This is a genomic window from Pseudomonadaceae bacterium SI-3, assembly GCA_004010935.1.
Taxonomy (GTDB): Bacteria; Pseudomonadota; Gammaproteobacteria; order Pseudomonadales; family Pseudomonadaceae; genus Stutzerimonas.
Window position 1 is genome coordinate 444,766 of the sequence record CP026511.1, and the last position, 26,315, is coordinate 471,080.

At 61.0% G+C, this 26,315-nt stretch carries 25 protein-coding genes; 10 read left to right on the forward strand and 15 right to left on the reverse strand.

The annotated features are described in order from the left end of the window. Window positions 1–75: 75 nt before the first annotated feature. Together C1896_02115 and C1896_02120 are read left to right on the forward strand one after the other, a co-directional pair. Window positions 76–555, forward strand: a complete 480-nt coding sequence (locus tag C1896_02115; GenBank protein ID AZZ47492.1) for a hypothetical protein — start codon at window positions 76–78, stop codon at window positions 553–555. A gap of 5 nt (window positions 556–560) precedes the next feature. Continuing rightward, window positions 561–1,151, forward strand: coding sequence for an OmpA family protein (locus C1896_02120; protein ID AZZ43818.1), 591 nt, complete (start codon window positions 561–563; stop codon window positions 1,149–1,151). Between the two features lie 6 nt (window positions 1,152–1,157). Here C1896_02120 and C1896_02125 read toward each other — a convergent pair whose 3' ends face one another. The 6 genes from C1896_02125 to C1896_02150 all read right to left on the reverse strand — a co-directional run bounded on the left by C1896_02125 (window position 1,158) and on the right by C1896_02150 (window position 7,948). Beyond that, window positions 1,158–3,260 carry an adenylate/guanylate cyclase domain-containing protein gene (locus C1896_02125; protein ID AZZ43819.1) on the reverse strand — a complete coding sequence of 701 codons (2,103 nt, stop codon included), beginning with the start codon at window positions 3,258–3,260 and terminating at the stop codon, window positions 1,158–1,160. Window positions 3,261–3,300: 40 nt separating this feature from the next. Continuing rightward, window positions 3,301–3,681 (reverse strand): RidA family protein, encoded by a 381-nt coding sequence (locus C1896_02130; protein AZZ43820.1) that lies wholly within the window; start codon window positions 3,679–3,681, stop codon window positions 3,301–3,303. A gap of 84 nt (window positions 3,682–3,765) precedes the next feature. Then, window positions 3,766–5,874, reverse strand: a complete 2,109-nt coding sequence (locus C1896_02135; protein ID AZZ43821.1) for a guanosine-3',5'-bis(diphosphate) 3'-diphosphatase — start codon at window positions 5,872–5,874, stop codon at window positions 3,766–3,768. A 60-nt stretch (window positions 5,875–5,934) separates the two neighbouring features. Beyond that, window positions 5,935–6,198, reverse strand: coding sequence for a DNA-directed RNA polymerase subunit omega (locus C1896_02140; protein ID AZZ43822.1), 264 nt, complete (start codon window positions 6,196–6,198; stop codon window positions 5,935–5,937). Between the two features lie 195 nt (window positions 6,199–6,393). Then, complete coding sequence (locus C1896_02145) at window positions 6,394–7,014, reverse strand: guanylate kinase (protein AZZ43823.1); 621 nt, start codon at window positions 7,012–7,014, stop codon at window positions 6,394–6,396. A gap of 70 nt (window positions 7,015–7,084) precedes the next feature. After that, window positions 7,085–7,948: a YicC family protein gene (locus C1896_02150; protein ID AZZ43824.1), complete on the reverse strand. Its 864-nt coding sequence runs from the start codon at window positions 7,946–7,948 to the stop codon at window positions 7,085–7,087. 216 nt (window positions 7,949–8,164) lie between these two features. Here C1896_02150 and C1896_02155 point away from each other — a divergent pair, with 216 nt between their 5' ends. Further along, window positions 8,165–8,887: a ribonuclease PH gene (locus tag C1896_02155; protein ID AZZ43825.1), complete on the forward strand. Its 723-nt coding sequence runs from the start codon at window positions 8,165–8,167 to the stop codon at window positions 8,885–8,887. Window positions 8,888–8,903: 16 nt separating this feature from the next. Then, window positions 8,904–9,272, forward strand: coding sequence for a DUF4870 domain-containing protein (locus tag C1896_02160; protein ID AZZ43826.1), 369 nt, complete (start codon window positions 8,904–8,906; stop codon window positions 9,270–9,272). A gap of 60 nt (window positions 9,273–9,332) precedes the next feature. On the opposite strand, the gene C1896_02165 is transcribed toward C1896_02160, so the two are convergent. Further along, window positions 9,333–10,112 (reverse strand): exodeoxyribonuclease III, encoded by a 780-nt coding sequence (locus C1896_02165; GenBank protein ID AZZ43827.1) that lies wholly within the window; start codon window positions 10,110–10,112, stop codon window positions 9,333–9,335. 84 nt (window positions 10,113–10,196) lie between these two features. On the opposite strand from C1896_02165, the gene C1896_02170 reads away from it, so the two are divergent. Then, complete coding sequence (locus tag C1896_02170) at window positions 10,197–10,838, forward strand: orotate phosphoribosyltransferase (GenBank protein AZZ43828.1); 642 nt, start codon at window positions 10,197–10,199, stop codon at window positions 10,836–10,838. A 420-nt stretch (window positions 10,839–11,258) separates the two neighbouring features. Beyond that, window positions 11,259–11,822, forward strand: coding sequence for a DUF4124 domain-containing protein (locus tag C1896_02175; protein ID AZZ47493.1), 564 nt, complete (start codon window positions 11,259–11,261; stop codon window positions 11,820–11,822). Between the two features lie 65 nt (window positions 11,823–11,887). Here C1896_02175 and argB read toward each other — a convergent pair whose 3' ends face one another. From argB to coaBC, 4 genes are read right to left on the reverse strand one after another with little or no spacing between them, the layout of a single operon-like run. Further along, a complete protein-coding gene (gene argB, locus C1896_02180; GenBank protein AZZ43829.1) occupies window positions 11,888–12,802 on the reverse strand; it encodes an acetylglutamate kinase in 915 nt (304 codons plus the stop codon). A 15-nt stretch (window positions 12,803–12,817) separates the two neighbouring features. After that, window positions 12,818–15,403 carry a phosphomannomutase/phosphoglucomutase gene (locus C1896_02185; protein AZZ43830.1) on the reverse strand — a complete coding sequence of 862 codons (2,586 nt, stop codon included), beginning with the start codon at window positions 15,401–15,403 and terminating at the stop codon, window positions 12,818–12,820. 39 nt (window positions 15,404–15,442) lie between these two features. Then, window positions 15,443–15,898 carry a dUTP diphosphatase gene (locus tag C1896_02190; GenBank protein AZZ43831.1) on the reverse strand — a complete coding sequence of 152 codons (456 nt, stop codon included), beginning with the start codon at window positions 15,896–15,898 and terminating at the stop codon, window positions 15,443–15,445. A 2-nt stretch (window positions 15,899–15,900) separates the two neighbouring features. After that, complete coding sequence (coaBC, locus tag C1896_02195; GenBank protein ID AZZ43832.1) at window positions 15,901–17,109, reverse strand: bifunctional phosphopantothenoylcysteine decarboxylase/phosphopantothenate--cysteine ligase CoaBC; 1,209 nt, start codon at window positions 17,107–17,109, stop codon at window positions 15,901–15,903. A gap of 121 nt (window positions 17,110–17,230) precedes the next feature. Between coaBC and C1896_02200 the strand changes: the two genes are divergently transcribed. After that, a complete protein-coding gene (locus C1896_02200) occupies window positions 17,231–17,905 on the forward strand; it encodes a hypothetical protein (protein ID AZZ43833.1) in 675 nt (224 codons plus the stop codon). 11 nt (window positions 17,906–17,916) lie between these two features. On the opposite strand, the gene C1896_02205 is transcribed toward C1896_02200, so the two are convergent. Both C1896_02205 and C1896_02210 read right to left on the reverse strand, forming a co-directional pair. After that, a complete protein-coding gene (locus C1896_02205) occupies window positions 17,917–19,257 on the reverse strand; it encodes a hypothetical protein (GenBank protein ID AZZ43834.1) in 1,341 nt (446 codons plus the stop codon). Next, window positions 19,258–19,704: a PaaI family thioesterase gene (locus C1896_02210; GenBank protein AZZ43835.1), complete on the reverse strand. Its 447-nt coding sequence runs from the start codon at window positions 19,702–19,704 to the stop codon at window positions 19,258–19,260. A gap of 140 nt (window positions 19,705–19,844) precedes the next feature. Between C1896_02210 and C1896_02215 the strand changes: the two genes are divergently transcribed. The 3 genes from C1896_02215 (at window position 19,845) to C1896_02225 (ending at window position 23,782) form a co-directional block, all read left to right on the forward strand. Beyond that, complete coding sequence (locus C1896_02215; protein AZZ43836.1) at window positions 19,845–21,362, forward strand: 3-hydroxyacyl-CoA dehydrogenase; 1,518 nt, start codon at window positions 19,845–19,847, stop codon at window positions 21,360–21,362. Window positions 21,363–21,571: 209 nt separating this feature from the next. Continuing rightward, window positions 21,572–23,140, forward strand: a complete 1,569-nt coding sequence (locus C1896_02220; GenBank protein ID AZZ43837.1) for a chemotaxis protein — start codon at window positions 21,572–21,574, stop codon at window positions 23,138–23,140. Between the two features lie 117 nt (window positions 23,141–23,257). Further along, window positions 23,258–23,782, forward strand: coding sequence for a hypothetical protein (locus C1896_02225; GenBank protein ID AZZ43838.1), 525 nt, complete (start codon window positions 23,258–23,260; stop codon window positions 23,780–23,782). 11 nt (window positions 23,783–23,793) lie between these two features. Here C1896_02225 and C1896_02230 read toward each other — a convergent pair whose 3' ends face one another. After that, window positions 23,794–24,543, reverse strand: coding sequence for a hypothetical protein (locus C1896_02230; GenBank protein AZZ43839.1), 750 nt, complete (start codon window positions 24,541–24,543; stop codon window positions 23,794–23,796). A gap of 188 nt (window positions 24,544–24,731) precedes the next feature. After that, window positions 24,732–26,276, reverse strand: a complete 1,545-nt coding sequence (locus tag C1896_02235; GenBank protein ID AZZ47494.1) for a phospholipase — start codon at window positions 26,274–26,276, stop codon at window positions 24,732–24,734. Between the last annotated feature and the right edge of the window lie 39 nt (window positions 26,277–26,315).

Consider the following 26,315-nt stretch of genomic DNA (forward strand, 5'->3'; position numbering starts at 1 on the left):
CAGGAAACATCGGTGGCCGAAGCCAGAGGCGCTGTGCACCGATTCGCAGGCCATTGGCCAGCCACGGAGGTTACATTGATCATGGTCACTAGAATTGCCCCAGTAGGAAAAATTGCCCGAACTGTGCTGGTCCTTGGCTTTTTGACGGCCTCAGGAGTAGCAACTGCGGACGAAATCAGCGAGCCCATCGGTTACATCATGAAAGTGCAGGGCGAGGCGACTATGACCAGCCGTGGGCAGACCATTGATGCGCGGGTGGGCCAGGCTGTGATCATCGGAGCGACGCTGCGCACCGGTGCCCAGGGTTCGATGGGGGTCACGCTGAGCGACAACACGGTGATGTCTTTCGGTCCCAACAGCGAGTTCACCTTGGACGAGTATCAGTTCGAGCCGGCCCATGAGGAGCTGAAACTGAGCGCCCGCATCAGTCGAGGCACGCTGAACTTTATCTCGGGCGTGATTGCCAAGCTCAAGCCCGAGGCGGTCGAGCTGAAAACCCCAACCGGTACGATCGGCGTGCGCGGTACGCATTTTCTGGTGAAGGTTAGCGAGTGAGGCGAATGCTACAAAAAACGTTTGCGCTGTTGGGTTTCGCCCTGCTGACCGGTTGTGCGACGGGTAATTACGTCGTGCTATTGGAAAGCCCCGATGGCACCACGGGTGCGGTGGTCATCGAAGATGCACAGGGTCAGACGCGTCTTGATCGCAAGCATCAGGGCGCCGTGATCGGTTCAAGCGGCTTTGGCTCGGGGCCGTTCGAGGTTGGCAACCTGCGCATCGCACGTGACTTCTCGGCCGCCCTGGCCGCGCAGCCAGCGCTGCCGCAACGTTTCCAGCTGTATTTCAAGATTGGCAGCGCCGAACTCACCGAGGAGTCGGAGCAGGCTATCGAGGATGCATTCGAAACGATCCGCCAACGTGGCCCTTCGGCAGTATCGGTCATAGGTCATACCGACACACTCAGTGGCCAACGCTGGAACGAGCAGCTGGGGCTAATCCGAGCCAAGGCTGTAGCCGAGATGTTGCGAAAGCGCCATATCGAGGTGATTGATCTAAGAGTCTCGTCGCATGGCGAGCGCAACCTGCTGATCAAGACGCCTGACGGCGTGTCTGAGCCGCGCAATCGGCGAGTCGAGATCAGCGTGCGCTGAGACGGCTTATTTATCAGTCATCACGATATGCTCACCGCGCTGTCCGCTGCGCAGCCGCGTTAACTGAAAGCGCACCAGCTCATCACCGGGCCGTTGCGCGTGCAACTGTTCGAAACTCGCGAGCGCGCCTTCGTCGCCATCGGACATCAACCTATAAGCCGCCTCATACGGATCGTCCGCCTCCGTTTCGCAGGGCTCGTAGAGCCGGATAGGCCGTTCCTTGCCTTTGAGCAGTACATTGCCGACAGGGCGCATAGGGCTGTGCGGGTTGGCTTTGCGTATCGTCTCCGACACGCAAAGCTCGGTACCCAGATAGCGGTTCAGGCCTTCGAGCCGCGCGGCGACATTGACCGCGTCTCCCAGGGCACGGTAGTCAAACAGTGTGGAGCCGCCAAAGTTACCCACCACCACTTCGCCGCTATGCACACCGATGCGGGTCCGTCCAAAGGCAACGCCTGCCGCTCGCTGTGTGTTCGCGTGCTGGCGCGTAAACTGGCGAATTTCCAGGGCGCAGGCGAGGGCGCGGGTCTGGTGGTCGCTTTGAATCAGCGGTGCGGAGAATAGAATTGCCAGGCCATCGCCCATGATCCGCTCGAGCGTCCCTTCATGGCGAAAAGCGATCTGGATGATGCCCTCCAGGTACTGGTTGAACATGCTGACTAGCTGTTCGGGTGATTGCGCCTCCATTAGCGCAGTAGAGTCGGTGAGGTCGGTAAACACAAAACTGCAAGGCCGACGTTCGCCTCCCAACCGCAACTGCGCGGGGTTGCGGACCAGGTGTTCGACCAGATTCGGTGAGATGTAGCGAGAAAAAGCCGCGCGCACCCAACGCTGCTGCCGTTCACTGGCGCGATGGCGCGCAACGCTGGCGCCCAGGTAGGTAATGGCCAGGCCAATACTGGGGCTGATCGCATCGAACAGTAATCCGTGGCGCGAAAAGGCCCACCAGGCAGTCAGATTCAGGGTGAGCAACAATCCGCCGGCAACCAGAGCGCCCGTAAGGGCACCGGTGCTAAGCGTTACGCCGCACAGCAGCAGCGCAGCAAGCAGAAGCGTCAGTGCCTCGAGCGGGCTTGCCCAGTATGGGCGCTGCAGCGGTGTGCCGAACAACGCTTGCTCGACTGCCTGCGCATGCACCTCGACCCCGGGCATCATGCCGCCAAGCGGACTGAAGCGCAGGTCCTGCAGCCCTTGCGCCGAGCTTCCGACCAGCACGATCGCGTCTTGCAACCTGGCGTCCGACCGTTCCTCGAACAGCTGCCAGGCGGGAAGGCTTTGTGCGCTCATGTCTGATCGGTAGTGCACCCAGAATTCGCCGTGGCGATTTGTTGGAAGGCTTATACGGCCAATATGGAGTTGCTCAACGGCGCTGCGCGCATTGGTATCGATGCGGTAGAGCGTTTGCTTCAGGTAAACACGTATAGCTTCGGCTGACAGCGATGGCAGCAGGTGGTCGCCCACCCTGATCATCAGCGGCACGCGCCTTACCACGCCATCCGAATCTGGCTGGAATGTCATCGCGCCGCTCCCCGCCGCAGCGCTGTCGAGCAGCGGCAGCGCAGTGGCGGTCCCGGCATAGGCGGGAAACTCAGGCGTTTCGGTATCGGCCCGCAGCTGCACGGCAAAGCGGCTCACGGGAGTGTTTTGACTTGGTTCGCGGGTTGCTGCAAAACCAAGGACGCTGGGCTGGCGCTCTAGCGCGTTGGCGAACAGCTGGTCGTGGTCAGGTAACGCATGCAGTTGCGCTGCCAGCTCGGGGGCAAGCTGGCCGAGCAGTTGCGTCGGAGAGTAGCGGTCCGGTTCGGCGAACAACACATCGAACACCACAACAGCGGCACCGGCCTCACGCAGTCGATCCGTCAGCTGCGCCAACAGATCGCGAGGCCAGGGCCACTGTCCGATACGCGTGAGGCTGTCCTCGTCGATATCAAGCACCAGCACCTTGGTCTGTGCCGGCTCGGGCCGGGGCTGCCAGCGCTGGTATTGGTCGAACAAGTTGTTGCGCAGCGTCTGCAGCAGCATTGGCTCGGTGAGGTAGAGCGCACATGCTGCAAGCAGGCCGCTGCAGGCAAGCAGGAGGCGTAGTGCCGCGCGCCCGGGCAGAATCATCAGTAGCGTTCCCTGCGACCGCTGATTGGCTAGCTGGGTATCACTCGAGCACCATGATGGCGTCCATTTCAACTTGTGCAGCCTTGGGTAGCGCGGCGATGCCAATGGCTGCACGGGCGGGGTAGGGCTGCTGGAAATAGCGACTCATGACCTCGTTGACGGTGGCAAAGTTGCCGAGGTCGGTGAGAAAGATATTCAGCTTGACGATGTCCTTGAGCGAACCGCCAGCAGCTTCGGCGACGGCCTTGAGGTTCTCGAAGACCTGTACGGTCTGCGCTTCGAAGCCTTCCACCAGTTCCATGGTCTTCGGGTCCAACGGAATCTGACCGGACATGTAGACGGTATTGCCAGCCTTGATCGCTTGGGAATAGGTGCCAATGGCGGCGGGTGCGTTGTCGCTGTGGATCACGGTCTTGCTCATGGGGTGCTCCGATAGAAGAGTGCGGCCCCAGAGGATACGGGCTGCAGCGAGCGGGCAAAAGCCCCGGTGCGTTGCCGTGTGGACCTAGGCTTTCATGCGCGTGATGCGCATGACGCCCTTGATCGCACGAAGCTTCTTGATCACACGCGCCAGGTGTACGCGGTCGTGCACACTGACCACCAGCTGAACGACGCTAATACGGCCGTCGCGCTCGTCCATGCCAATCTTTTCGATGTTGCCGTCCGCCGCATTGACGCTGCCAGCCAACAGGGCGATCAGGCCGCGCTGGTGCTCCAACTCAACGCGTAGCTCGACGTTGAACTCGCCAGTGACATCCTTGGACCAGGACAGCTGAATACATTTATCCGGGTTGTGCCGCACGTCCGCGATGTTCCGGCAGGTGTCGAGGTGCACCACCATACCCTTGCCCGCGGACAGGTGACCGACGATGGGGTCGCCAGGAATCGGCGTGCAACATTTGGCGTAATTGAGCACCAGGCCTTCGGTGCCACGAATCGCTAGTGGCCCTTCAGCGCTTTGTGGCTGCTCGCCTTCGCTGGCCAGCAGTCGTCGGGCAATGACGTAGGCCATGCGATTGCCCAGCCCGATATCCTCGAGAAGGTCTTCAATGACCTCCATGTGGTACTCGTTGAGCACCGCCTGGATACGCTCTGGCGAAACCTTGTCCAGGCTTGTTTCAAAACCGGCGAGCACCTTGTTCAGCAGGCGCTCGCCGAGGTTGATCGACTCCGAGCGACGCTGCAGCTTCAGTGCATGGCGGATGTGCGTTCGCGCCTTTCCTGTGACCACGAAGTTCAGCCAGGCCGGGTTGGGGCGTGCGCCCGGAGCGGTAACGATCTCAACGGTACAACCGCTTTCCAGCGCCTGCGAGAGCGGCGCTAGGCGCCTATTGACGCGGCACGCAATGCAAGTGTTGCCGACGTCGGTGTGCACGGCGTAGGCGAAGTCCACCGCGGTGGATCCCTTCGGCAGCTCCATGATGCTGCCCTTGGGGGTGAAAACGTAGACCTCGTCGGGGAACAGGTCGATCTTCACGCTTTCGATGAACTCAAGGGAATTGCCGGCGCGCTCCTGCAGTTCCAGCACGCCCTTGACCCACTGCCGTGCGCGGGCGTGGGTGCCTTTTGCGGTTTCTTCCCCGTTTGACTTGTACAGCCAGTGCGCCGCGATGCCGTTGTTAGCCATCTCTTCCATCTCGCGGGTGCGGATCTGGATCTCGATGGGCACCCCGTGCATGCCGAACAGCGTCGTATGCAAAGACTGGTAGCCGTTGGCCTTGGGGATCGCGATGTAATCCTTGAAGCGGCCGGGCAGGGGCTTGTAGAGACTGTGTACCGCGCCGAGTACGCGATAGCAGGTATCGACTTTGTCGACGACGATCCGGAACGCGTAGACGTCCATGATTTCGTTGAACGCCTTTCGCTTGCCGCGCATCTTTTTGTAAATGCTATAGAGGTGTTTTTCTCGTCCGACTACTTCACCTTGCAGGTCGTCACGTTCCAGGCAGTGGACGAGTGACTGCTCAATCTTGTCGACGATTTCATTGCGGTTGCCACGTGCGCGGCGAACTGCAGCGCGGATACGCTCCGAACGCATCGGATGCATGGCTTTGAAGCCCAGATCCTCGAACTCGATGCGCATGGCATGCATGCCCAGCCGATTAGCGATGGGGGCGTAGATCTCCAGAGTTTCCTTGGCGATGCGCCGGCGTTTCTCGCCGGCCAGTACCTCAAGTGTGCGCATGTTGTGCAGGCGGTCGGCGAGCTTGACCAGGATCACGCGAATGTCGCGCGCCATGGCCATGGCCATCTTCTGAAAGTTTTCCGCCTGGGCTTCGGCCTTGGTTTCGAACTTCATCTGGGTCAGTTTGCTGACCCCATCCACCAACTCGGCGACAGTTTCGCCAAATTGCGCGGTGAGCGCCTCCTTGGCGATACCGGTGTCCTCGATGACGTCATGCAGCATGGCGGCCATCAGGCTCTGATGGTCCATGTGCATATCAGCGAGGATGTTGGCTACCGCGAGGGGGTGGGTGACGTAGGCTTCACCGCTGCGCCGACGCTGGCCGTCATGGGCCTGCTCGGCGTAGAAATAGGCACGACGGACCAGATTGACTTGGTCAGCGTCGAGATAGGTCGACAGGCGATCAGCAAGAGCGTCTATGGCTGGCAAGGGATTGCTCCTTGCCGATGGGGCGCTATGGCTGCGGTTCGACTTCGACCTGGCATTTAATCAGAGGGCCTCGTTGGGCTCTTCCTCGTACTGAACGAACAGTGGCTCGTCATCGACAATTTCGTCCTGAGCGATTACATCGTAATCCACCAGGCCTGAGGCGATTTCACGCAGGGCCACGACGGTCGGCTTGTCATTTTCCCAAGCTACCTTCGGCTCTTTGCCACCGGTGGCCAGTTGGCGCGAGCGCTTGGTAGCGAGCATGACCAGCTCGAAGCGGTTATCTACGTTGTCCAGGCAGTCTTCAACGGTAACGCGGGCCATGGTGTTCCTCATCAATAACGGTAAAGCGTGCCCGAATGGGCGAGCGGACGGGATAGTCTAAAAAATCACCAGCCAATAGGGAAGCGGTAAAACAGGAAAGCAGCTTCAGGCTACCAATCTGAAGTAGACGCAGAAAAGTTTTCCTGCGTTTCGGTGCCAGCCGTCCCGTCCATTGAGTGCGGCTTCGCAGCTGTTTCAGGCCAGCAATTGCCCGAGCAACCCTTCGAAGCGCTGTTGCTGAGCGGCCTGCAACAGCTGGTTAGCACGGAAGATTGCCTGCAGGTCAATCAACGCGTGGGCGAAGTCGTCGTTGATCACCAGATAATCGTATTCGACGTAATGGGTCATTTCGCTGATCGCTTCACGCATGCGTGTTTCGATCACATCATCACTGTCCTGGCCGCGGTTGGTCAGTCGCTGGCGCAGGGCTTCCTGAGTTGGCGGCAGAATGAAGATCGACTTGGCCTGCGGCATCAAGCGGCGAACCTGCTGTGCGCCCTGCCAGTCGATCTCGAGGATTAGATCGAAGCCTTCGTTCAGGGTCTGCTCAAGCCAGCGCTGCGAAGTGCCGTACAGGTTGCCGAAGACCTCGGCGTGTTCGAGGAATTCGCCATGCTCCAGGCGCTGCAGAAACTCCTCACGGCTGACGAAGTGGTAGTTCACGCCATCCACCTCGCCTGGACGCATCGGCCGGGTCGTGTGTGAAACCGAAACCCGAACCTGCGGTTGCGCATCGAGCAGGGCCTTGACCAAGCTGGTCTTGCCGGCCCCGGAAGGCGCGGAAACGATGTAGAGCGTACCGGTGGAGGCTGCCATGTAATTCTCTTAGCGGATTGCTGTCTTGGGATCTGGCGGATTGGCCCGCAAGTCAGGCCAAGCTTAGTTGCTATTCGATGTTCTGGACCTGCTCGCGCATCTGTTCGATCAGCACCTTGAGATTGACTGCCGCCTGGGTACTGCGCGTGTCGAACGCCTTGGAGCCGAGCGTGTTGGCCTCGCGGTTGAGTTCCTGCATGAGAAAGTCCAGGCGCCGCCCGGCCGCTCCGCCGGACTTTAATACCCGGCGCACCTCGGTGACGTGGGTGCCAAGACGATCGAGCTCTTCGGCGACATCGCTCTTCTGCGCCAGCATTACCAGCTCCTGCTCGAGGCGCTGGGGGTCCAGTTCGACGCGCATCTCAGCGCAGCGGTCGATGAGTTTCTGGCGCTGTGCCGCGAGCATCTGCGGCACCTGGCTGCGAAGCGTGGCGGTTTCTGTGCCGATGGCATCAAGGCGTTCGTGGATCAGGTGGGCAAGCTCTTCGCCTTCGCGTAGACGGCCAGCCTTCATCTGTTCCAAGGCCTGATGAAACAACTGCAGTGCGGCGTTATTGAGTGCTTGCGGGTCCGTCGAGTCGCCGACCAGCACGCCTGGCCAGGCGAGAATCTCCAGCGGGTTGAGCGGTGCGGGCTGCTTGATCAATGCCGCAACCTTTTCAGCCGTGCTGATCAGCTGGCGAGCCCGCTCCGGGTCGACTTGCATCGATCGTCCAGCGGTCTCTTCAGCGAAGCGCAGGGTGCACTCAACCTTGCCGCGCGACAGCCCCTTGCGCAGCGCCTCCCTGACCGCACCTTCGAGATCTCGGAAAGCCTCGGGTAAGCGCAGGTGCGGTTCAAGGTAGCGATGGTTGACCGAGCGGATCTCCCAGCTGAGGGTGCCGTGCTCGCCGGCCTGCTCGGCACGGGCGAAAGCGGTCATGCTGTGAATCATGGGGAAACCTCTCGGTGCGATGACGAAAGGCGGATGATTGTAAAGGAAAATGCAGCCAGTGACGCCGGTGCGTCCTCTTCTTGTAGCTGAGTCGCTTGGCGTAGCAGGTGCTCGATTGGCATGGCCGACTACTGATCGGAATGCCTCGACGGTGGCCCTTAGCGTAGGTCAGGCCTCTATAATGGCCGTCAATTCACTCAGACCAGGATAAGCCTCATGAAGCGTCCCAGTGGCCGCGCCGCCGATCAGCTGCGATCGATCCGCATCACTCGCAATTACACCAAGCACGCCGAGGGCTCGGTTTTGGTGGAGTTCGGCGACACCAAAGTGATCTGCACCGCCAGTATCGAAAATGGCGTGCCGCGCTTCCTCAAAGGGCAGGGGCAGGGCTGGTTGACCGCCGAGTACGGCATGCTGCCGCGAGCGACCGGCGAGCGTAACCAGCGTGAAGCCAGTCGGGGTAAGCAGGGTGGGCGTACGCTGGAAATCCAGCGGCTGATTGGCCGATCGTTGCGTGCCTCGCTGGACATGAGCAAGCTGGGTGAAAACACCATTTACATCGATTGTGATGTGATTCAGGCCGATGGCGGTACTCGCACTGCGTCAATCACCGGGGCGATGGTGGCCCTGGTCGATGCGCTGAAATTGCTGAAGAAACGCGGCGGGTTGAAGAGCGGCGATCCACTCAAGCAAATGGTCGCGGCTGTGTCGGTAGGTATGTACCAGGGCGAACCGGTCCTCGATCTCGATTATCTCGAAGACTCGGCGGCCGAGACCGACCTGAACGTGGTGATGACCAGTGCTGGCGGCTTCATTGAAGTGCAAGGCACCGCAGAAGGTGCGCCGTTCCAACCAGATGAGTTGAATGCCATGCTTGCGTTGGCGCAGGTCGGTATGCAGGAGCTATTCGCTCTGCAGGTTGCCTCGCTGGCTGATTAATCCGGAGGAGAGCGTCATGTCTGATCAGGAATTGGTTCTGCAGCCCTCTCCGCAAGCGCGGCAGTGGGCCATGTTCTGTCATTACTCGGCGTTCTTCTGGTTTCTGGTGCCAATGATCGGGAATGTACTGGGCCCGTTGATCGTCTGGCAGTTGAAAAAGGATATGGATCCCTTCGTCGACGAGCAGGGCAAGGAAGCGCTGAACTTCCAGATCACCTTTAGCATCCTGCTGATGATTTGCGGGGTGCTTGCCTGGGTTCTGATCGGCTTTCCCTTAATGGCGCTTATCAGCGTGGTGGCATTGGTGCTGGTGGTGATAGCCGGCATCCGTGCCAACGAGGGAAAACCTTATCGCTATCCGTTTTGCTGGCGCATTGTTAAGTAGCGTCTGGCTCAGGTCGGCACGGCAAGAACATGCCCGCTTAGGGCTGTTCTAGCGGATAGCTCAGAGGCTCAGCGTCCAGTCGTAATCTACGACCAGTGGAGCATGTTGGGAGAACCGCGGCTGGCGCGGCAGGCGAGCGTTGCGGACGAAGCGTCGCATGCCGGACGTGAGGATTTGATAGTCAAATCGCCAGCCCAGGTTCAGCATCTGGGCCTGTTCGGTGTCGGGCCACCAGCTGTACAGATCGCCCTCACGAGTGACTTCGCGTAGGGCATCGATATAGCCCATGTTGCCGAAGATCTCATCGAGCCAGGCGCGCTCCGGGGCCAGAAAGCCGGTCGTCTGCTGGCAATCGCGCCAGTTCTTGACGTCCAGTTTTTGGTGGGCCACATATAGCGAGCCGCAGTAGATGTATTCGCGACGCTTGCGGCGCTGCTTATCAAGATAATGAGCGAAATCGTCCATGAACTTGAATTTTTGGTTCAGGTCTTCGTCCCCGCCGCGACCGGTTGGCAGCAGCAGCGTGGCGATGCTGACCTTGTCGAAATCCGCTTGCAGATAACGGCCGTAGCGGTCGGCGGTTTCGAACCCAAGACCCATGATGACAGCCTTTGGCTGCAGCCTGGAGTACAAGGCAACACCGCCTTGTTCGGGAAGTTCGGCATCAACGGTATAGAGGAAATAGCCGTCGAGCTGGTAGGCCGGATCGTCGAGTTCTACTACGGAGGCGCGGGTATCCTGCAGGCAGATGACATCGGCATTCTGCGCCTGCAGCCAGCTGAGCAAACCCCGCTGCGCCGCCGCTTGAATGCCATTCACGTTGACGCTGATGATCCGCATAAATGGCCCCTAAAAACACGTGCGTGTATGATAACCCAAGCTCTTCGCAATTAGCTAAGTCAGTGTCTTCCGGGAATATCCTTCATGCAGGCGTACCAGCGCGAGTTCATTCGCTTCGCCATCGAGCGCGGGGTTTTGCGCTTCGGTGAGTTCACTCTGAAGTCTGGGCGCACCAGCCCCTACTTCTTCAATGCCGGGTTGTTCAACAGCGGATCGGCGCTGGCTCAGTTGGGGCGTTTCTACGCGGCTGCAGTCGCCGAGAGTGGTATCGATTTCGACGTGATTTTCGGCCCCGCCTACAAGGGGATTCCTCTCGCTGCTGCCACGGCGATCTCGCTGGCCGAACACCATCAGCGTGACCTGCCCTGGTGCTTCAACCGCAAGGAAGCGAAGGACCATGGCGAAGGCGGTACGTTGGTCGGTGCGCCGCTCAGCGGTCGCGTGCTGATTGTCGATGACGTGATCACTGCCGGAACTGCGATCCGCGAAGTCATGCAGATCATCCGGGCACAGGGCGCGCAAGCTGCCGGTGTGCTGATTGCGCTGAATAGGCAGGAGCGGGGGCATGGTCAGCTGTCCGCCATTCAAGAAGTGGAACAGGACTACGGCATGCCCGTGGTGAGCATCGTTTCACTGGCTCAGGTATTGGAGTTCCTTGGCCAGGATGAGCAGCTCAAGCTCCACTTGCCCGCTGTCGAGGCCTACCGGGATCAATATGGCATCTAAGACCGGCTCGCCTGGCGACTCATCGGCGGGTGCAGGTCTCGCGATGATTTACCGCTGACTATGGCTGCGGCAGCGGCTGTGCTTTTTGTCAGCAACTGACGAATTGTGACGGTTTCAGCGTTAGGAGGGCTGCCGGAGGCGTGCTGCTACCGGCAGCCCTCCGGTTCTTCTGAACTCCGCTATCCGGGTTGTTTCGCTCGGGTGCTACCAATCTAAACCTTTGCGAGTCGCGGCTTATCGCTTGAATCAGTCATGATCAAGCGGGTCATTCTCGCAGTTGGTGTGCTTATTGCTGCACTACTGTGATGGGGTTTGTATAAGCTGAGACCCTTCGGGCAAGAACAATCAGGCATTTCGACGGGCAGTGCCGCAAGCACCGAATACGGAAGAGGCTGAAGTATGCGAATAGGGAGCAGCGCGCTGTTGCTGTTGGGTTTACTGGGCGCGACGGTAGCGCAAGCTGAGCTGTATCGGTATGTCGATGACAAGGGTGTTGTGGTCCTCGACCGGCACGGTGTGCCACCGCAGTTCATTGGCCGCGGTTATGAAGTGCTCAACGACCAGGGCCGTGTGACGCAAGTAGTGCCGCCTGCGCCAACTGCTCAAGAGCGCCAACTTTTGCTGGAAGCCAAGGCCCGAGCTGAGACCGATGCTCAACTGCTACGGCTGTATGCCAGTGTTGCTGATGTCGAGCGCGCAAAGGCGCGCAGGCTATCTGAGCTCGACAGCATTATCGGTATCACTCTCGGCAACCTGCAATCGTTGCGGACACAGCAGGCGAATCTTCAGAGTCAGGCGGCAAACCATGAGCGCGCCGGACGGAAGGTGCCCGAGCAGCTGCTGGTACAGATCGACAATCTGGCCAAAGAGCAGGCCAGCCTGAAACGGGACGTCGAGCGTTACAGGCAGACCCGCAAACAGGCCGAAGTCAGCTATGGCCGAGAGCGTGAGCGAGTGGCCGAGTTGCTTGGTCAGTCCGAATAGCGCTTTGAACAAGGCGAAAAAAAGCCCGGCTCTCATTGAAGAGGCCGGGCTTTCTCATGACCGTATCAGTGAGAAGCGGACGTTTTGCGATTGGTGATCAGCGTGCCGACGCCGATGTCGGTAAAGATTTCCAGCAACACGGCATTCGGTACACGGCCGTCAATGATATGCGCGCTGTGCACGCCGCCCTGGACGGCTTCGAGGGCGCAGCGAATCTTCGGCAGCATGCCGCCATAGATGGTGCCATCGGCGATCAGTTCGTCGACCTGTGAGGTGGTCAGCCCGGTCAGCACCTGGCCTTGTTTGTCCATAAGGCCGGCGATATTGGTCAGCAGCATCAACTTTTCCGACTTCAGCGCCTCGGCGACCTTGCCAGCGACCAGATCGGCGTTGATGTTGTAGGACTCGCCGTCCGGGCCTACGCCGATTGGCGCAATGACCGGGATGAAGTTACCGCGCACTAGCATTTCCAACAGCTCGGTATTGACGCCGGTGACCTCGCCAACCTGGCCGATATCGATGATTTCGGGAGATGTCATCTCTGGCGTTTGGCGTGTGGCTTTGAGCTTTTTCGCACGGATCAGATTGGCGTCTTTGCCGGTCAGGCCAATGGCCGCGCCGCCGTGCTGGTTGATCAGGCTCACGATGCTTTTGTTGACCTGGCCGCCAAGGACCATTTCCACCACGTCCATCGTCTGGCTGTCGGTGACCCGCATGCCATCGATGAAATGGCTTTCGATGTTCAGGCGCTTGAGCAGGTCGCCAATCTGCGGGCCGCCACCGTGGACCACCACCGGATTGATACCCACTGCCTTCATCAGCACGATGTCGCGAGCGAAGCCGGTTTTCAGCTCCTCGCTTTCCATCGCATTACCGCCGTATTTGATGACCAGCGTCTTACCGACGAACCGGCGGATATAGGGCAGTGCCTCGGACAGAACCTGGGCGAATTGTGTGGCGGCTTCACGGCTGAGGGTCATGCAAGGCTCCGCAAGTCAGAACGGCAGGGTGAGGTCAGGCGCGACAGTATAAAGCTGCGCGCGGAAGACTTCCTGTATGCGCTTGAGCTCTTCCTCGGTTTCGGCTTCGAAACGCAGCACCAGCACCGGTGTGGTATTCGAGGCGCGTACCAGGCCCCAGCCTTTCGGGTAATCGACCCGCACACCATCAAGCGTGGTGATGTTGGCGTCGCCCCAATGGGCGTCGCGATGCAGCGACTCGATGATGGTGAACTTGCTCTCCTCGGTGACCTGAATATTGATTTCGGGCGTCGAGATGTCGTTGGGGAAAGCCGAGAAGACCTGTTCCACGTTGCGCTTGTCCTGGCTGAGGATCTCCAGCAGGCGCACGGCGCTGTAGATGCCGTCATCGAAGCCGTACCAGCGCTCCTTGAAAAAGATGTGGCCGCTCATCTCGCCTGCGAGCAGCGCACCGGTCTCTTTCATTTTTTTCTTGATCAGCGAATGACCCGTCTTCCACATCACCGGCCGGCCGCCGTAGCCACTGATCAACGGTGTCAGGCGTCGGGTACATTTGACGTCGAAAATGATGTCGGCGCCGGGGTTGCGCGAGACCACGTCCTTCGCGAACAGCATGAGCAGACGGTCTGGATAGACCACAGTTCCCGCATTGGTCACCACGCCGACGCGGTCGCCGTCGCCGTCGAACGCCAGGCCCAGGTCGGCATTTTCGGATTTGACCTTGGCGATCAGGTCCTCGAGGTTTTCCAGCTTGCCCGGATCGGGGTGATGGTTCGGGAAGTTGCCATCAACGTCGCAGAACAATGGTATGACCTTGCAGCCCAGTGCTTCGATCAGTTGCGGCGCGATCACGCCAGCGACGCCGTTGCCGCAGTCCACCACCACCTTCATCGGGTTGGCCACGGCGATGTCGTCACGGATGCGCTTGAAGTAACTCTCCAGCACGTCGACCTGCTCCGCTTGGCCAACGCCTTCGCTGAGGTTGCCGGTTTCGATGCGCTGGCGTAGCGCTTGGATCTGCTCGTTGGCGAGGGTGTCGCCCGCGATCACGATCTTGAAGCCGTTGTAGTCCGGCGGGTTGTGGCTACCGGTGAGCATCACGCCGGATTTGCCTGCCAGGACGTTAGCGGCGTAGTAGAGCACCGGGGTCGGCACCATGCCGACGTCGCTGACGCTGCAACCGCTGTCCACCAATCCTTGGATCAGATGCTGGACCAATTCAGGTCCGGACAGTCGGCCATCGCGGCCGACCGACACGTTCGGCTCACCTTGGGCCAGGCTTTCGGAGCCTACTGCCCGGCCTATCCAATAAGCGGTTTCGGTGGTCAGGCTGTCGCCGACAACGCCGCGGATGTCATAGGCGCGAAAGATGCTCGCGGGCAGTTGCGGGGCTTTAGGGGCGCTCATTGCGTTTTCTCGCTCCTTGGTATCGAGGCCAAGCCAATCCTGGTCCTCGTCGAGAATGTCGATGTCGAGAATGTCGGTGTCCTGGAAAAGAGGGTCGACATATTCGGTAGATGGGGCTTGCCGAACCGCGGGCTGCTCTGCAGTCGGGGTTTTGGTCGATGACATCCCGGCGGTGCGGAGCGGCAGTCGGACCAGACTCTTGGCCAGTGCGTCGAGCGCCGGCAGGCTCAAGGTCGGTGTTTTGATGGTCTTGCCGTTGGAGAGTTCCTGAACCATCTGGCCCAGATGCAAGACATCTTCACGGAGCCTCCTTTGCTGTGCGCTAAGCACTGCCTGCAGGCCGAGCAGCAGCCCGCAGAGGGCCGCCAGGGCCGCCCCCAGTATCGGTAATGGCGAGTGGCCTGCAGTGCCAAGCTCCGATGCGGGCAAGAAACTGATCTTCCAGTTCGGGTTGTTGCTTGGCAGCTCTATTGACGCCTGATCCAGGCCAGCCCCGCCACGCTGAACCAACAGCTGTGTCGGGGCCCCGTTGAATTGTTGCACCAGCCGCAATTGCCCAGCTTCGGTCGGCAACTGCGGCAGGGTGGCCAGGAAGCGCTCCAGGCTGGTTACCAACAGGAGGGTGCCCTGAATCGGCTGCTCGGGAGCCAGGCGCAACGGCGCCGCGCTGTAGAGCAACCAGCGGTTGCCGACCTTGAACGCTTCGGTTGCAGGCGTTTGCCCGTTCTCGGCGCGCTGCAGCATATCCAGTGCGGAAAAATTCAGCGGTCCGGGCCGGCTGGCATCCGTTCGCGCCTGGCCGCGCAGACTGAGATGCGCATCGATGACGCCGTCCCGGTAGCCGAGCTCACGTTCGACGGCACGTATCTGTTGCGGCTGCTCGCTACGCAGTGCTTCAAGCAGCTGCGGATCGCTGGCGGCGGCGCGCGTGTCCTCGGCCAGTTGGCGGAGCGCCTGATTGATCGCCGAAGCCTGGCTCTGACCCCACGCGTGGGCGAGTTCGCTGGCTTGCTGCTGTTGACTGCTCTGCTGGGCGGTCCAAAGCAACGCGCCAGCGACCACGAGCCCCAGCAGCCCCGGGATCAGTCCGGGTGTGAGCGTCTTCAGGCCGACGCTACGGCGCGGGCGGGAGGGGGCGGTGTCGGCGGGGTTGAGAACGCCGTCGTCCTTGGCGGTGCGCTTGAAGAGTTTCATGGAGCTCCTCGGTTCGTCCTGAAAAAGGCGAGAACTATCTCAATGACTGCCAGAGTGGCCGAAGCCGCCGGCGCCACGCTCACTGCCGTCGAACTCGTTCACCAGTTCGAACTGCGCTTGGATCACCGGGACAAGCATCAGCTGTGCGATGCGTTCCCCTATGGCGATGTTGAAGCTGGTCTGGCCGCGGTTCCAGCAGGACACCATCAACTCGCCTTGATAATCGGAGTCGATCAGCCCGACCAGGTTGCCCAGCACGATGCCGTGCTTGTGCCCCAAGCCAGAGCGCGGCAGGACTAGCGCCGCCAGGCTCGGGTCGGCGATATGGATGGACAGGCCGGTTGGGATCAACAGTGTCTGGCCCGGTTCCAACGTCGTATCGGCTTGCAGCATGGCGCGCAGGTCGAGTCCGGCGGAGCCGCTGGTGGCGTACGCGGGCAGCGGGAAATCCGTGCCAAGACGGGGGTCGAGAATTTTTGCTTGAAGTTTGTGCATGGTCAGGCCTGGTGGTAACGGTCGGCGATGAAGGCAATCAGCTGACGAGCAATGTGCCCTTTGCTGGCCTGGCTGAAACGGGTTTCGTACTGCTGGCGGTCGATCACCGTGACGGCGTTTTCTTCGCTGTTGAAGCCAATGCTCGGGTTGGCGACGTCATTGGCCACAATCAGGTCGAGATTTTTGTCCCGCAGCTTGCGCGTGGCGTACTCCAGCAGGTTTTCGGTCTCGGCGGCGAAGCCGACGCTGAACGGCCGATCCGGCCGTCCGGCTAGCGTGGCGAGGATGTCGGGGTTGCGAACCATCTGCAGCAGCAGGCCGTCGCCCTTGGCGGGGTCTTTCTTCAGTTTATGCGGCGCAACGACTTCCGGGCGGTAGTCGGCAACGGCTGCAGCGGCAATGAACAGGTCGCAAGGCATCGCTGCTTCACACGCAGCGAGCATATCGCGGGCGCTGACCACGTCGATGCGCTGAACGCGGTCGGGCGTAGGCAGGAACACCGGCCCGGCGACCAGGGTCACGCGCGCACCGGCCTCGGCGGCGGCTTCGGCAAGGGCAAATCCCATCTTCCCGGAACTGTGATTGGTGATGTACCGCACCGGATCGATGTTTTCCTGGGTCGGACCCGCGGTGATCAACAGGTGCTTTCCGGTTAACAGGCTGCGTTCGAAACAGTCAGCAGCGGCCTGAGCCAGGTCATCCGCTTCGAGCATACGGCCAAGACCCACATCGCCACAGGCCTGGCTACCAGAAGCCGGGCCGAACAGGCGGATCCCTCGTTGCTCAAGTAGAGCGCGGTTGGCTTGGGTGGCGGGATCTGCCCACATGGCCTGATTCATGGCTGGGGCCAGTGCAACCGGTGCGTTGGTCGCCAGTACGAGCGTGGTCAACAGGTCGTTGGCAACGCCCTGGGCCAGGCGTGCCATCAAATCGGCCGTAGCTGGCGCTACCAGTACCAAGTCGGCCCACCGTGCCAGCTCGATATGGCCCATCGCGGCTTCTGCCGCAGGGTCCAGCAGATCGAGGTGAACCGGATGGCCGGACAGAGCCTGGAGGGTTAGCGGCGTGATGAATTCACGGCCGCCGCTGGTCATCACGACGCGCACTTCGGCGCCCTGGTCGCGTAGCCGGCGCACCAGCTCCGCGCTCTTGTAAGCGGCGATGCCGCCGCCGACGCCCAGGACGATGCGTTTACGATAAAGCCGCTGCATAGGCCTGCCTTGTTACGGGGTGAGAACTGGTTCCGATGAGGACCGGTTGCCGTGGATAAAAGGCCGCTAAGATAGCACAGCGCCCTCAGAGGACGAGGGGCACGCTCGACATGGAGGTGGCATGAGCATTCGTGACTGGCCGGCGGCGGAACGGCCGCGGGAAAAGCTATTGGAGCAAGGCGCATCGGCCCTGTCCGATGCAGAGCTGCTGGCGATTTTTTTGCGCACCGGCGTGGCCGGGAAAAGCGCGGTGGATCTGGCGCGGTACCTGCTCAATGAGTTCGGCAGCCTGCGTGCGCTGCTGGAAAGCGACCGCGAACAATTCAGCGCACACCTGGGGCTAGGGCCGGCCAAGTTCGCTCAACTGCAAGCCGTGTTGGAAATGGCAAGACGGCATCTGGCTGAGCGCATCCGTCGTGACTCGGCGCTGGAAAGCCCGCAGGCGGTGCGTGACTATCTCAAGGCACGTCTGCGGCACGAGCCGCACGAGCTCTTTGCCTGTCTTTTTCTTGATTCCAAACACCGGGTGTTGGCTTTCGAGGTGCTGTTCCACGGCACCATCGACGGAGCCAGCGTCTACCCCCGCCAAGTGGTCAAGCGCGCGCTGGCGCAGAACGCCGCTGCCGTCATCCTGACCCACAATCATCCGTCCGGTGTCGCCGAGCCGAGTCAGGCTGACCGTCAGCTGACCCGCAAGCTCAGCGATGCCCTGGCATTGATCGATGTGCGGGTGCTCGATCATTTCATCGTCGGGGATGGCGAACCTTTGTCGATGGCTGAACACGGCTGGATGTGAGCCGAGGGTCCTCATGCCAGCAGGGGTATCAGCAGCAGAGGAATCAGTACGCTGAGGACGAAGCGCCCATTCCAGCCGACAGCGATGCGCCAGGGGGACAGCTGGGCGTGGCGCGCCAACAATACCGCTGAGGGGCCGTAGGGCGAGAGCAGCATGGCCAGTGAGAACCCGAACAACAGCGCCACAGCCGGTTGCGTCACCGTCAGGCCCTGGCTCGCCAGTTGCGCCAGTAGCGCGGCGCAGAGATTCAACGAGATCAGCGGCGCGACACCAAGCAACGCCAACGCCATGACCGCCAACGCGCCGACCGCACCCAACCCGAACAGTGCCATCGGCGTGCTTCCGAGCTGATCCGCCAGGTGATGCACCGGCAAGACGGCTGCAACCAACCCGGCCAGTAATGCCGAGCTGGCAAAGATGAATGTCTCGTTGCGCATGCCGATCAATGTTTCGCTGACCTCACTGAACACCTGGCGCGGCGCGGTCCGCTGCCAGAGCAGGATCACGATCACGGCGGTCGGCACCGTCAGCATCGCGGCCTGGGTGGCGGAGAGCCAGGTAAGGGCGGCCAGCAGGGCGATCAGCGCGATGCCGATCAGGCTGCCCAACAACAGGCCATTCAGGCGGCCACCGGCTTGCTGGGTGTCCGAGCCGGCATCGACGACCGGATAGTCCGCCAACTGCTGCAAGCGACGGTTCTCCACCGGCCAGCCGAACAACAGCAGGATCAGCCCGCCTAGCAGGCCGAAGGGTAATAACGTGCTCCAGCTAACGCCGAGCTCGCGGGTGAGGATCGCCACCGCAACGCTCGTCGGCGCCAGCAAAGGCACCAAGGCGAACCCTCGCAGAGCGGTAACCATCACGCCGCGGCGGCCTTCGCGGCGCTGACGATCGCTGTATGGACGGCGTGCAAGATGATTTTCCAGCGAGCCACATATCAGGTTGAGCATGCCGAAACTGAGCACCGAGCTGATCGCGAATGTGCTCAGCAGATAGCCCGGGTAGAGCCATGTGCGAGGGCCGGCCAGCAGGAGGCGATGCAACTCGCTGAGTTGCTGCAGACGCTTGACCAGGCAGTGCATCAGACCCAGCGCGCCAATAAAGGCTGCGTAATAGGCTGCTGACGACAACATTCGCGCGCTCTGCTGCCAGGTTGCTTCGCCAGAGAGCAGCCAGTAGCCGAGCAGTGCAGCGGTGACGATCCCGAGCCGCCGTGGATAGAGCATCAGCGAGCGCCAATGCCAGATGAAGAACAGGCTCAGCAGGGCGCCGCTGATAACGCTCATCGGCTGAATTCGGGTGATTAGAGCCAGAAGCTCAAAGAACAGAGCCAGTGGCAGCAGCGCGGTCATCTAGGCCGGGAGCTCCCGTCGAAGCGAGCCGCGCTTGAACACACCCTCGGCGAACGCGATTAATCGATCCTGCTCATCCAGCAAGTCACAGCTGGCCATAAACACCTTGTGTCCGGACGAGCGGCAACGAGCCTGCGCTCTGATGCGACTTCCCGCTGCAGCAACTGCGCTGAAGTTGATATTCATCGACAGCGTCATCGCGACACGACGGTCTGTCGGGTCGGCTTCCCAGGTGCCGCATAGGCCCATCGCAACATCCATCAAGGTCGCCATGACGCCACCGTGCATGTTGCTAGCATTATTCAGATGGCGCGGCAGCAGAGTCAGGGCGAGTGTGGCGTGCTCCGGACCGTAGGCAAGCAGCTCGCAGCCGATGTCTTGAAAGAAACCGGTAACGGAGGCGTGGACTTGCTGGAGTTGGGCGGACGAATAGTCGGAAGCGGGCATGGCGCTCGATCACGGATGGCTTGCTATGGAGTCTGGCAGTCTTTAGGCTCAGGTTCAAATAGATGGAACATGGTTTCGCACTGCGGAATATTGGTTAATCATATTTCAGAATCGCAACGCCATCCACTGAGGAGGTTCCCATGTTTTCCCGTATCGGCATTATCGGCGCCGGCGCCATGGGGCGCGGCATCGCACAGCTATTTGCCAGCGCCGGTCAGCAGGTCTGGTTGTATGACGCTCGGCCCGAAACCATCGATCAAGCCCTGCAGTTCAACCGTGAACTGCTTGAGCGCAGCGTGGCCAAGGGACGTTTGGGCGCCGATGAGCTGCCGGCGATTTTGGAGCGCATGCAGCCAGCCCATCAGCTGTCCGAGCTGTCCGGCTGCGATCTGTTGATCGAAGCCATCGTCGAAAACCTGGAAGCCAAGCAGAGCCTGTTTGTCGAGCTTGAACGTCTGGTTGCGGCCGACGCCGTCCTTGCGACCAATACCTCCTCGTTGTCCGTGACCCGCATTGCCAGTGCCTGCGAGCGGCCCGAGCGGGTGGCTGGGTATCACTTCTTCAATCCAGTGACGCTGATGAAACTTGTCGAAGTGGTGCGCGGCGAGCGCACCGACCCGATGGTCATTGAGCGCTTGGTACAACTGGCCGAGCACGCGGGGCACTTCCCTGCGATTACGCCGGATACTCCCGGCTTTCTGGTCAATCACGCCGGTCGTGCCTATGGCACCGAGGCGCAGCGCATCCTTAGCGAGGGCATCGCCACGCCGGAACAGATCGACCGTATTTTGCGGGACGGGCCCGGGTTTCGAATGGGCCCGTTCGAACTGTTCGATCTGACCGGGTTGGATATTTCCCACGCGGTGATGGAGTCGGTGCATGACCAGTTCTACTACGATCCGCGCTACACACCGTCTTACCTCGCCGCGCAGCGGGTGGCGGCCGGATTGCTCGGTCGCAAAACCGGTCAGGGCTTCTATCGCTACGAAGACGGCCAGCAGGTCCGCACGCCTGAGGCCCGCTTCGAGCCGGTAAGCATCGATCGGCCGTTTTGGCTCGACAGTATCGAGCCCGACCTGCGCAGCTACATCAGATCGGTATTGCAGCAGGCCGGCGCGATCCTCGAGGAGGGTGCCGAGCCTTCGGACCAAGCAATCTGTCTGATCACGCCGCTAGGAGAAGATGCGAGTAACTGTATCGAGCGCCTGGCGCTGCCCGGCGTGCGCACCATGGCGCTGGACCTCTTCAGTGACCTTGAAAAACGCCGCGTGCTGATGCGTCAACCAGCGCTCGACCCAGCAGTGGAGGCTCAGGCACGCCAGGCGTTGGGCGCCGACGGCGTGCCGGTCGAGGTGATCAACGACTCTCCGGGGTTCGTCAGCCAACGCATCGTGGCCAGCATCGTCAACCTTGGCTGTGAGATTGCCCAGAAGGGCATCGCTTCCCCAGAGACGCTCGACCGCGCGGTCATGGTGGCCCTTGGCTATCCAAAGGGGCCGCTGGGGTTCGCCGCGCATTACAACCCGGCTCGAATCCTGACTATCCTGGAGGGCATGCAGCGCTGCTATGGCCACGAACCGCGCTATCGTCCGAGCCCTTGGCTACGCCGCCGTGTTCAGCTCGGTCTGCCGCTGACGGCTCCGGATCAGGCTCGCTAAAAATCCGGTGGCCTGACGTACGTTCAGGCTTGAGGGCCGCTTAAGGTTGGCCGCGTCCAGCCGCTAACCCGGTAACTCGGCCATGCCGGGCGGCGACGGGTGTGTAATCGTTTCCAGTCCGGCAAGGCTATGTGCCACCAAGGGACAATGTTCTTTGTTGGCAGAGGTGGTACAACGCCTTTTTACCGGACGAAAACAAGAGGCCACCGATGCGCCCTACCTTCCGCCTTCACCCCAAGGCCTGTCTGTTGCACGCAGCGGCCCTGCTGGGGCTGCTGTTGTTTCATGGCTGGATGGAGTTGCCGTTCTATCTGACCGCGATCTCGATCCTGTTGCTTGCCTTATGGCCCTGGTTCGGCCCTTGGCGCAGCGAGACGGGCATCCCGGTTGCAGGGGACGCCGGCGAGCTGAGTTCCGCTGCGCTGAGCAAGAGCCTCTCCCGGCACACCTGTCATAACGCCCTGTCGGCAGCTCAAGTGTCGTTCAGCGCTGAGCAACTGGCGGCACGGTTGCAGTCACAGCTGGTTGCGGTCAGCGAGATCGCCAATGGCGCCGAGGCGATGACGGCGACCGAACAGGACAGCGCTGCCCGAGCACGGCAGGCGTTGGAAGCGGCCGAAGCCGTGCGGCGTAGCAGCGATAGTGGGCGTGTCGAACTCCAACACGCCATCGAACGCATGCAGCAGCTCAGCGCACAGACCAAGGCCAGCCGCGAACTGCTCGACGGACTCTCGGCGCGCACCGAAGAAATCCGTCAGATCACCGACGTGATTCAGTCCATCGCCAGCCAGACCAACCTGCTCGCACTCAACGCGGCGATCGAGGCGGCACGCGCCGGTGAGGCCGGGCGCGGCTTTGCCGTGGTGGCTGATGAGGTGCGAAACCTGGCCGGTCGCACCAGCAGTGCTACCGAAGAGGTGGGTCGGATGGTTAGCGATATCCGCGAGCAAAGTGGCGCGGTGGTCAGCCATATCCAAAAGCAGGCCAGCGAACTGGACGAAGCCGCCGCACAGATCGCAGGGACAGGAGTTCAGCTCAGTGGAATTGCCGAGTTGGCTGGCAATGTCGAAACCCAGGTGGCGGAAATCGCTGCCGGCACGGCAAGCAATCATGAGCGACTCGCGCAGTTGTTCGTCGCGGTAGAGCAGTTGCGTGGAGACGCTCTGGAGAGCGAGACCCAGACCCGCCAGCTGGAGAAGGCGGCAGAGAAGCTGGTAGAGCAGGCGGAAACCGTCAGCGAACAGCTCGCCGAGGTGCAACTCGATGCCTACCACCAAGATGTTTACGATCTCGCGCGTGAAGCGGCGGCTGCCATCGGCGCGCGTTTCGACGCGGACGTGAAAGCCGGGCGCCTGAGTGTCGACGATCTGTTTGATCGCAATTACCGGGCGCAACCGGGCACCAATCCGATCCGCTACAACACCCGCTTCGATCGTTACGCCGATGAGGTGCTGCCGGCGATCCAGGAGCCCCTGCTCGCGCGCAACGATGCGTTGATTTATGCCATCGCGACTACGCCGGACGGCTACGTGCCGACCCACAACCGTGCCTTCAGCCAGCCCCCAGTCGGCGACCCGGAGATCGACAAAGTTAAGAGCCGCAGCAAGCGTTTGTTCAATGACCGCACCGGCGCGCGCTGTGGCAGCCACGAACGCAAGGTGCTGTTGCAGACCTACAGCCGCGACACAGGAGAATTGATGCACGACCTGTCCGTGCCGATCATGGTGAACGGCCGCCACTGGGGTGGTCTGCGATTGGGCTACCGCCCAGAGCCCTAGCTGAGCCGCTAATTGGCGCAAGCGCCATGACCTTTGGCGCTCGTCCACCACTCGACACCGCGCGGCGCCTTGCCGAGCTGGCTAAGCTTGCCAGTCAGGCTATTCGGAGCTCATCCCATGAAAACACTCACCGATCACCTTGCCCAATACGCGGCCTATCATCGGGACCCGCGCAATCTGCTCAGCCATTTCATCGGCATTCCAATGATCGTGCTGGCTGTCGCCGTGCTGCTGTCGCGTCCAGGTGTGGAGGCGTTCGGGCTATGGCTGAGCCCGGTTGCGCTGGTCGCCTTGATCTCGACGCTGTTTTATCTTCGGTTGGATCTGCGCTTCGGCGTGCTCATGGGGGCGGTGCTGTTGCTCTGCGTCTGGGTCGGTGCAGCGCTTGCGCAGCAATCGACCGCGCTATGGCTGAGCGCCGGGGGCGGTTTGTTCGTGGTTGGCTGGATTATCCAGTTCATCGGCCACTACTTCGAAGGACGCAAGCCTGCGTTCGTCAACGATCTGACCGGGCTGATCATCGGGCCACTGTTCGTTGCTGCTGAGCTGGGCTTCATCTTCGGTCTGCGCGAACCCCTGCGCCAAGCGATCGAAGCGCGTGTCGGCCCGGTTCAACTGCGCCAGCAGCCGGCCGATGCCTGACAGGAGGGCGCTCAGTCAGGGGCGAGCGCCATCCATTGATCACTGAGGCTGCGCGCGTGGCGATCAACCATGATCGGGGCGAACGCGCGGCCTGACGCAGTGTTGAAGCTGTTGTTGCCGCTATTCATGTCTTCGAGCGCCACCTTGAGGAACTCCCAACGTGTTTTGAGCTTGGCAATGGCCACGTTCGATTTGCCATCCAGCGCAGCCAGTTGCTCGTCGATCGATGGTACGAGGCGGCGCTCGTCCTGGCCGAGGTAGGTATCCGGTTGTTCGCGGGCGGTTTCGAATGAGCCTACATAGGCGCGGCTGAGGTACTGCACAGTGAGGTATTCCACCTTGGCTGGCAGCTCGGCGCGAACGTTGGCGCCTTGCTGGCTGCGCACAGCCGTCAGGAAATCGCGCAGCGCCTTGCTCATCTGCAGCGGCCAGCCCCAAGGCATGTCGTCTTCCTCGCGGCCGAAGCTTGCGCCTTCGCGAAGCGTTGTCTGTAAGACTTGATGCAATTGGTTCAGATCGTTGCGGGCGCCGGGAAAGCTGTCGACCCTGTCTGCTAGCGCTTTGAGGTCGCTTTCCATTCGGGCCAGGTGCGCCTTCTGGAAACCTTCGCCTCGATAGAGCAACAGGCTGCTGGTCGCTCGGTTGGCGTGGATCTGCATGCTTTCCAGCGCAGTGTAGGTTTGAGCATGGGCAGGATTGAGCAGAGCTGGAAACCAGCACGCCAGCAAAACCACCATCCATAGCCATTTGCGATGATTCATGTCGCGCTCCTTTTTATTTTTATAGAAGCAAAGTGCCAGGCGGTTGGACCTGCACGGCATCAGCTCGGTAGCCTAGCCAAGGGGTGGCGCTCTGGTATCACACAAAAGAGCTATTTTTAGATCGGCGGCCGTTTACGCGGCAAGATTGGCTAAAGTGGCACGAAACCACTTGCGCCAGTTGTAGTCGCTCAGAGCATCCGCTCGAGGCCTATCACCCGGCTGAACCAGGCATTGAACCGTCGCCAAGCACCGCCCGGTTCGTGCAGCAATACCTTTCGCTGCCCGTCATCCTCGGCGATCCAGATCAACCGCCGCAAGCCGTTGCGCTCGATCAGTCGCACTTCATAGCTGACGGCAGGCGAAGTGCCCTCCTGCGAAAGCTTGTGCACCTCGCGAGCCAATTCCGGACTGTCGATAAGGATGCCGACTTCGGTGTTCCACAGCACTGAGCGAGGGTCGAAGTTCAGCGAGCCGAGAAAGACCCGCTCCTGGTCGAACACCGCTGCCTTGCTGTGCAGGCTGGATTCGGAGTCGCCACTGATACTGAAGCGGGTCTCCTGGTCCGGTTGTCGGCGCAACTCGAACAATCTCACTCCCGCTTTCAGCAGATCGGCCCGATAGGGCGCATAGCCGCCATGCACGGCCGGCACGTCGGTGGCCTCCAGAGAATTGGTCAAGACCTGTACCGCAACGCCGTTTCTGGCGTGTCCGGCGAGGTATTCAGCACCTTGTTCAGTTGGCACGAAATAAGCGGAGATCAGCGTCAGGGATCGTCGCACGCCGTCCATGCTCGGCTGCAGCTGAGTGGTTAGCAGCAAACTTTCATCTGGAATGCCGGGTGCTTCGATCTTGTCGGGGTGATCCCAAAGCGCTTCGCCAGGCGCCCATATCAGGTCGGCCAGCCATTCGCGCGGAGATGGCTCCTGCAGCCCGCCCATCAAATGCTGATAGCGGCGCTCGTCCTTTTGTCGTTCGGCTTGGAGGTAGCGGGTGATATCGCGGCGCGCCAGTTCAAGCTCCTCCTTGTTGGGCGGATGACGCAAGAACTGCTGGATCGGCACGCTCAGCGTGTGGTTCCAGTACTGGTCGAAGCTGACCGCCAATTGCTCGGCAACCGGGCCGGCGGCGAGTAGATCGATGTCAGTGAAGTTGAAACTCTGATCGGCATCGAAGTATTCATCGCCCAGGTTGCGCCCGCCGACGATGGCCAGGCTGCTGTCGGCCAGCATCAGCTTGTTGTGCATGCGGCGGTGTTGTTGGGATAGGTTGAGCAACCGCCCGAGCGAACGGGTAATCACGGTGCTGCGGCCGATATGCAAGGGGTTGAAGACGCGGATCAGGATGTTCGGGTGTGCCGCCAGAGTGGCGATCTGGTAGTCGCTACCGTCGCTCGTGGTGTCATCAAGCAGCAGCCGTACCCTGACGCCGCGGTCCGCCGCACGCACCACCTCTTCTATAAGCGCGCGGGTGCTCAAGCCATCGTGGACGATGTAGTACTGCACGTCGAGACTCGCCCTGGCCTGGCGAATCATCTGGATACGCGCCGAAAAGGCGTCGGCACTGTCGGACAGCAGGCGAAATCCGGAGGTGCCCGCAGGCTGCTTGGCCGCCAGCGCCTCGACTTGCTGGGTCAGTGCCGAGTTCTGGTTGGGCAGCGCGTAAGACGTTGGGGCGGGTGTAATCTGGCCGGCACAGCCAACCAGGAATAGCACTGCCACAAGGAGCAGGTGCAGGCGCAAGGTCACTCCTGTCGATTGTTATGTCCTCGACAG